Genomic DNA, 7342 nt, shown 5'->3' on the forward strand with positions numbered 1-7342 from the left:
GAGACGCCGCCAGCACGCTACGCCAGCACGGTAGCAACCGATCCGAGAGGTAGGCGTGCCGAGAGGCAGCAAGCGGTGCGTGACGTCAGCAGACGGTGCGTGAGCTAGCTAGGCGTACCGTGAGGTAAGGTCACGAAGCGCGAAGGGTGCGAAGGACACGGAGACGCGGGGACAACGGTAATGTGAACACGTCACTCCCGCGGACGTCAGCAGACGGTCCGTGAGGTAGCTGGGTAAGGGCATGTAGGACACGGGGAACGCGGGAGTCCATTGCACTAAGGACGCGTCCATAAATTACTTCCCGGTTTGGCTCGGTCAGGAGACCGGCCATAGCTGTGAAGTTAATGCTGGACGGTTACTCAGGGATCGTTTGAGCTGTAGTCCTGGACTCCCCGGCCGACTCCATACCATGGAACCGGTAGCCACGCTCACCCAGTTCGGTCAGGATCACCTCCAGCGCTTCAACAGTCTGCCAACTTCCCCCACCCCCGTCGTGAAGGATCACGATCGCGCCCGGAAAGGCCCGTTCGGTTACGAAACGCACGATCGCTTCTTTGCCCGGCCGGCGCCAGTCTTTGGGGTCCAGATCCCAGCCAACCACCTGGTAGCCAAGGTTGGCTGCCATTTCAAAAGTGCTGGCATCGACAGCGCCGTATGGCGCCCGCAGAAGCCGCAAAGAATTGTCGGCTGGCAGCAGGTCACCCGTTGTCTCCTGAATCAGGTCCTCGACCCTCGCCAACTCCCGGGCAAAGGTCTCCAGATCAGCACCCACCAGGGAGCGGTGCCGGTAGGTGTGATTGGCAAGCATATGACCCGACCCGGCAACCGGGCGCAGGGCCCGGGGCCAGCGGTTCAAATGGGCACCCACGACGAAAAAGGTTCCTCTGGCGCCATGACGATCGAGGAGATCGACAATGGCAGCTGTTTTCTCAGGGCTGGGTCCATCGTCAAAGGTCAGATAGAGGATCGGCGCCCCATCCCCGGTATGGGTTGGCAGGCCCAACCTCACCGCTCGTTGCACACGGGTCCGCGCCGTCGAGGCAGGGGGGGCATAGCCGGCCGGGTTATTGGCAATTGCCATCCGAACGTGGAATTCATCGTAATTGCCATCCTGGGAAACGATGCGCAATCGCAGGCTGTAGTTCCCATCGGGAAAGCGAGCAGTATCCAGCCTGGTAAGCAGACCCCCTGCCGGCAATGGAGTCTCTCCCAGCGCCACGAAACTTGTCGCTTGAGTGTTTCCGGCGGGCAGAATATCCAGTTGCCACTTCTGAAAGTTCGCGTTGTCGGCAATCGCCTCGATGGGCACGATCCCCCGAAGAACCTCGCCTGGCGCCGGGCTGACGAAGCCGTTACCAGGGAAATAATGGGCGGTCGCGGTGCCTGGCAGGCTCAGGGCAACCAGGAGCAGGATAACCGTCAAAAAAAGGTGACGTGACATGGGTGGCGATAAGGGCATGGGGTGTTAGTCGTCTTGAGTTACCAACTGAAACTTTGGGTTTGATTTGCTACATGCCTGAGGGTTCAGGCTTCCTTCCCGAGGTATTCCACAACAGCTTGCTTGATCAACGCATGATAGGGGACACCCATCAGGTTGGCACGTTCCTTTAGAGCATCCAAAACATAGACAGGAAACCGGATCGAAATCGGTCGGGTTTCGGGCTTTAAGTTGGGAAACACGACAGGCTTGGCATCTTCGGGCTCATAATAGTCAGCCAGATTGATCTGAGCCCAGAACTCCCTCTCATCATCTTCATTTTTGAATTCCGGGACCTCAAGTGTCTTTTTCATAGAGATCAGTCTCGCTTTATTTCATTGAGATCGCGTGCCGAGATGACGCGAATCTTCTTTCTCCTAACGGCAAAGACTACGAACAACAGTCTTCCTTCCTTAGTCTTGCCAACGATGATTCTGCGGGTCTCTCCTTGCGAGTGTTTTGGGTCAGGATAGAGTCTTCGGTTCGGGTCAAAAAACGCTTCTTCTGCTTCTCTGTCTGTTACATCATGGCTAGCCAAGTTCTTGTCACGGTTTCCTTCATCCCAATCAAAGGATACCGGATCATCAATTCTGATTGTATCAGGATTGTAGCGCGGTGCGCTACTTCTGTCAAGGTTTTCATCCTCAGTCATTCGATCACCTATCCTTACTTGCACGCTTCCGAAAAACCAGGGTGAACGATTGCAGTATAGCCGAACCGGCGGAGAAGGACAATTGCAGGCTGGTTGGTGGGGTTCGCATCTGAGGATGCGAACCCCGCTTCAGAAAGCATGGCCGCGATCAGCGGCACGTGCCGACCGAGCAAGTGGAGTCGAGGCTTTAGCCGGGCTTGCTCGGTCGGCACCTTGTGACCACTACCCTGTGCCACTCCGGAGTCATCTACACTGTTTTATTGCCATGAATTGGTGTACAATATACCAGTTATTTACCTGATCGTCCCAAGGATCCCTTCCAATGTCCGCCAGTGAATTCACCATTGAACAGAGCTGGTCGTCCGATCGAACGACCGCGCTTCGCTGGGTCAGTTCCCATGTGCTGCGAAACTTCCAATTTGTCCTGGGCGTTCTGATCGGGGCCTTTGGCAATGCCATGCTGGCCAGCGCACCCGCCATCTATGCCGGTCAGGCCTTCGATGCCCTGCTGGCCGATTCCAGCAATACCCAGGCACTGCTCCGGGCAGCAGCACTGATCGCTGCCACGCAAATCATTCGGGGTATTCTGCAGATCGGAAGGAATTTTTCGGCGGAGGTCATCGGCCAGCGGCTGGAGCGCGATGCCCGCGATGAACTGTACGTCAGCCTGGCGGGAAAAAGCATGTCGTTCCACGATTCCCATCCCACAGGCGATCTGATGGCGCGGGCCACCAACGATGTCCGCGAGATCAATCTGATGTTCAACCCGGGCCTCAATCTGGTGGTTGGATCCAGTAGTTTTTTGTTGGTCCCCCTCATTGTGTCACCCCGGATTGACCCGCTGCTGTTGATTGCTCCGGTTGGCTATCTGATCCTCTACATCATCTCAATCTGGCGTTATTTGAAGGAACTGGCGCCGGCAACTACGTTGGTGCGCGAGGAATTCGGCAATATGAACACGGTCCTGGCTGAAACTATCGACGGCATTCAAACGGTCAAGGGAGCCGCCCAGGAAGAATTCGAGATCAACAGATTCCGGCGGGCGGTTCACGCCTGGCGCGATGGTTTCATCTGGCAAGGTGATATCGAATCCAAGTTCATTCCCCTGCTATTGCTGGGCCTGGTGCAAACGGCTGCGCTGGCCCTGAGCCTGATCCTCTACACCCGCGGTGAGATATCCATTGGCGATGTGGTCACCTACAACGGCCTGATGCTGCTTTTCGGCTTCCCCACCTTTGTCGGTCAATTCGCCTTTTCCCAGCTATCCTCGGGCATGGCCAGTGCCCGGCGCATTCTCGAGCTGATCAACACCGAAACCGAATTGGATGAAAACGCAGGCGGCTACGACGAGCCGATGCAGGGCAAGATAACCTTCGACAACGTAACCTTCTCCTACAACGGCACGCCAACCCTGCAGGAGATCAGCTTCGAGGTAGAACCGGGGCAGACTCTCGCCATCGTCGGCCAGACCGGCGCCGGCAAAAGCACGGTGGCCAAATTGATAAACCGCATCTACGACGTGGACTCGGGTCAGGTGTTGATCGACGGTGTCGATGTGCGGGATTGGGATTTGGCTGCACTGCGCCGGCAGATATCCATCATCGAGCAGGACATTTTTCTCTTCTCCCGCAGCGTGGGTGAAAACATCGCGTTTGGCGTGCCTGAGACGGATCAGGCCAGTATTGAAGAGGTGGCTCGGCAAGCCCAGGCCCACGACTTCATCAGCAATTTCCGGGACGGCTACGGTACAGAGACTGGCGAGCGTGGTGTGACCCTTTCGGGTGGCCAGCGGCAGCGCCTGGCTCTGGCCCGCGCCTTCCTGACCGAGCCTCACATCCTGATTCTGGACGACTCGACCAGCGCCATCGACAGCGCTACCGAAGATCGTATCCAGCGCGCAATCGAACAAGCTGCCAAGGATCGTACCACGATCCTGATTACCCATCGCCTGTCGCAGATCCGTTGGGCCGACCTGATCGTCGTCCTGCGAAACGGCCAGATCGCTGCCATCGGAAAACACGAGGACCTGTTGGAACAGAGCGAAGCCTACCGCACCATCTTTGCCAGTTATGAGTAATGTCATGATGTCAAGATGTCAGAATGCCAAAACAGATGTGAGTGTATCGTGGCATGATGGCATCATGACATGGTGATATGGCGACATTTCTTCATCATGTTCTCCGGACTAAACACCGAGGCCTACGACCGCACATACACCGACCGCCAGTTGGTCGAACGTATTGCGTCCTACTTCGCCCGCGGGAAACGCCAGGTCACCTGGGCTTTTGTGCTGATCGCGGCCCTGGCGATTGTTGTCGCTGTCCAGCCATTTATCGTCTCCAAAGGTATTGACCTGCTGCAAGAGGACGCTGACCCATACCTTTTGGCGGCGTTGGTGTTGATCTCCCTGGTGTTCGGGGTTTTTATCTGGGCGGCCAACCTGGTGCGGCGCCGGTTGATAATCCGCATCACTGGCAGGGTCATGTCCGATCTGCGCATCGACGCCTTCGAGTCGGCGGTAAGCCATGACATGTCCTTTTTCGACCAATTTCGCTCCGGTCGCATTATCAGCCGCATCACCACCGACACCCAGGAGTTCGCGCAGGTGGTCGTGCTGGTCACCGATATTATCAGCCAGTTACTTGCAGTCCTGATCCTGAACGTCCTGTTGTTGACAATCTCCTGGCAGTTAACACTCGTGCTGATGTCCATGGCAGGCATCATCGTGATTTTTGCCCTGAGCTTGCGGCGCATCGCCCGCCATGTCACTCGAAAGGGATTCCGCGCCATTGCCGAGGTTAACGCGGCAATCCAGGAAGCAGTGACCGGAATCGGTGTCGCCAAGAACTTCCGTCAGGAGGCCAAGATCTACGGCGAGTTCCAGGTTGTCAATAGCCAGTCCTACGGCATCAACCTGCGTAGAGGATTCGTACTCTCCAATGTGTTCCCTGTCCTCAGTACCCTGGGAGGGATCAGCACGGCAATCCTGGTTTATCTCGGCGGTCTGTCGGTTGCTGCGGGCGCCATCACCATCGGGGCCTGGTATCTCTTCATCGTCAGCGTCGACCGGTTCTGGTTTCCAATGGCCCAGCTGTCAGCCTTCTGGAGCCAGGTGCAGGCTGGACTTTCGGCGGCCGAACGGATCTTCGCCCTGATCGATGCTGAGCCCACTGTTCACCAACGGGCAAACAATCAATTGCCACCCCTGCAAGGCGAGATCCTTTTCGATGACCTGGTATTTCGATACACCGATCAGGAGACTATTTTCGATCACTTTGACTTGATGATCGCCCCAGGCGAAAGTGTGGCACTCGTCGGTCATACCGGCGCAGGCAAGAGCAGCCTGGTTAAGCTAATCGCGCGTTTCTACGAGTACCAGGAGGGTCGTATCGCCGTGGACGGCTACGATTTGCGCGACCTGGATTTGCCCAGCTATCGCCGTCAACTGGGCATCGTTTCCCAGTCGCCCTTTCTCTTTGCCGGCACTGTGGCCGACAACATCCGTTATGCCAGGCCCGAGGCCGACGATGAAACGATCATGGCCATTGCCCGTCAGATTGGCGATGGGGAGTGGCTCGATACACTGCCCGATGGGCTGCAAACCGATGTAGGGGAGCGAGGCGCCCGCCTCTCCATGGGCCAACGCCAGCTGGTCGCCCTTATGCGCGTGCTGGTCCAGGAGCCGGCCATCTTTATCCTCGATGAAGCCACTGCCAGCATCGATCCCTTCACAGAAGCCCAGATCCAGGAAGCACTCAACCTGATCCTGGCGCGCAGCACCTCGATCGTAATTGCCCACAGGCTGTCAACCGTGCGCTCAGTAGATCGCATCGTGGTCCTCGACCACGGTCGCATCATCGAAGAGGGAAGCCACGAGCAGCTAATGGAACAAGGCGGTCATTACGCGACGCTCTACGATACCTACTTCCGTCACCAGTCCCTCTCCTACATCGAGGAGGTGGGCAAGCGCCGCCTGGAGCCGGTATCTGCCTGAGAAAGGAACATCCCTCATGCCAGTCCGTAAACTACCGTGGAGCGAGCCATCGTGGCGTCCCCAGGTTGAATCCTGGATCAGCGACCAGCTACAACGGTACGACATAGCCATCACCGGTCCAATCCAACAGCCCCACATCCGGCCCTGGTCGACGGTGCTTCAGGTACCGATAGATGGTGGCAGCGTCTTCTTCAAGGCCTCCCTGCCCAAGCTGGGACACGAGGTGGCCCTCACCGAAGCGCTCTACCGTTGGTATCCCGACTGCATGCCCCAGGTGTTGGCCACCGATACCAACCGCAAATGGATGCTGTTGCGCGATGGCGGACCGACGTTGCGCAGCATGGTCAATGATCCCCAAGATCTCCACCACTGGCTCAAGATCTTGCCCCGCTACGCCGCCATTCAGAAAGAGCTCGCGGAAAGGGTGCCAACCCTGCTGTCCATGGGAGTCCCGGACCGCCGTTTGTCGATGCTTCCCTCCCTTTACCAATCGCTGTTGACCGATCAGGATGCCATGATGCTAGGCCAGCCCGATGGGCTGACTCACGAGCAGTATGACCGTCTACAGGCCCTGACAGAGAGCGTTGCCCTGCAGTGCCGGCAACTGGCCGCCTATCCCATTGCGGACAGCCTGCAGCACGATGATTTCCACGATGGCAACATCCTGGTCGATGGCGGGCGTTACACCCTATTCGACTGGGGCGACGCCATCGTTTCCCACCCCTTCTTCAGCTACCTGGTGACCCAGCGCATCATCTCCTACCGCCTGGATCTGGAACCCGATGATCCCCGCGTGTTGGCCGTGCGCGACGCCTATCTGGCACCCTGGCAGCAGTTGGCACCTCTGAACGACCTGCTGGAGGTCCTGGCGATCTCTCATCGCCTGGCAATGATCTGCCGGGCCTTGAACTGGTATCAGGTGGTCTCGGTCATGCCAGCGGAGCATTGGACGGAGTACGCCGACGCGGTTCCCGGCTGGTTGCAGGAGTTTTTGCAGACAGGAGTTTGACACAAGTTGAGCTTGCCCCCCTAACCCCCCAGAGGGGGGAATTTCCGGACGCTCCCCCTTTGGAGGTAACGCACAGGTCCGCGGGAGTGGCGTGTTCACACCACTGTCGTCTCCGCATCCCCGTGCCGCCCTTCACCGCGTCTCCGCATCCCCACGTCCCCGTGTCCTTCGCACCCTTCGCGCTTCGTGTCCTTACCTCACGGTACGCCT

At 57.7% G+C, this 7342-nt stretch carries 6 protein-coding genes; 3 read left to right on the forward strand and 3 right to left on the reverse strand.

The annotated features are described in order from the left end of the window. Positions 1-355: 355 nt before the first annotated feature. The 3 genes from U9R25_20425 to U9R25_20435 form a co-directional block, all read right to left on the reverse strand. The gene (locus U9R25_20425; protein ID MEA3338262.1) at positions 356-1441 is read right to left on the reverse strand and encodes a polysaccharide deacetylase family protein; all 1086 of its coding nucleotides are present in this window, start codon (positions 1439-1441) and stop codon (positions 356-358) included. 83 nt (positions 1442-1524) lie between these two features. Then, positions 1525-1791: a BrnA antitoxin family protein gene (locus U9R25_20430; protein ID MEA3338263.1), complete on the reverse strand. Its 267-nt coding sequence runs from the start codon at positions 1789-1791 to the stop codon at positions 1525-1527. Between the two features lie 5 nt (positions 1792-1796). Beyond that, on the reverse strand, positions 1797-2129 hold the full coding sequence (locus U9R25_20435) for a BrnT family toxin (GenBank protein MEA3338264.1): 333 nt from the start codon (positions 2127-2129) through the stop codon (positions 1797-1799). 322 nt (positions 2130-2451) lie between these two features. On the opposite strand from U9R25_20435, the gene U9R25_20440 reads away from it, so the two are divergent. From U9R25_20440 to U9R25_20450, 3 genes are all read left to right on the forward strand, one after another. Next, a complete protein-coding gene (locus tag U9R25_20440) occupies positions 2452-4206 on the forward strand; it encodes an ABC transporter ATP-binding protein (protein MEA3338265.1) in 1755 nt (584 codons plus the stop codon). A 69-nt stretch (positions 4207-4275) separates the two neighbouring features. After that, on the forward strand, positions 4276-6123 hold the full coding sequence (locus U9R25_20445) for an ABC transporter ATP-binding protein (GenBank protein ID MEA3338266.1): 1848 nt from the start codon (positions 4276-4278) through the stop codon (positions 6121-6123). 16 nt (positions 6124-6139) lie between these two features. Beyond that, entirely contained in the window at positions 6140-7132 is a 993-nt protein-coding gene (locus tag U9R25_20450) for a phosphotransferase (protein MEA3338267.1), read from the forward strand. The last annotated feature ends 210 nt before the right edge of the window (positions 7133-7342 follow it).

The organism is Chloroflexota bacterium (assembly GCA_034717495.1).
GTDB lineage: Bacteria > Chloroflexota > Anaerolineae > JAAEKA01 > JAAEKA01 > JAYELL01.

Bases quoted from the DNA above. Each gene is read 5' to 3' on its own strand.
- U9R25_20425 (MEA3338262.1), bottom strand. From the start codon at position 1,441: ATGTCACGTCACCTTTTTTTGACGGTTATCCTGCTCCTGGTTGCCCTG.
- U9R25_20430 (MEA3338263.1), bottom strand. From the start codon at position 1,791: ATGAAAAAGACACTTGAGGTCCCGGAATTCAAAAATGAAGATGATGAG.
- U9R25_20435 (MEA3338264.1), bottom strand. From the start codon at position 2,129: ATGACTGAGGATGAAAACCTTGACAGAAGTAGCGCACCGCGCTACAAT.
- U9R25_20440 (MEA3338265.1), top strand. From the start codon at position 2,452: ATGTCCGCCAGTGAATTCACCATTGAACAGAGCTGGTCGTCCGATCGA.
- U9R25_20445 (MEA3338266.1), top strand. From the start codon at position 4,276: ATGGTGATATGGCGACATTTCTTCATCATGTTCTCCGGACTAAACACC.
- U9R25_20450 (MEA3338267.1), top strand. From the start codon at position 6,140: ATGCCAGTCCGTAAACTACCGTGGAGCGAGCCATCGTGGCGTCCCCAG.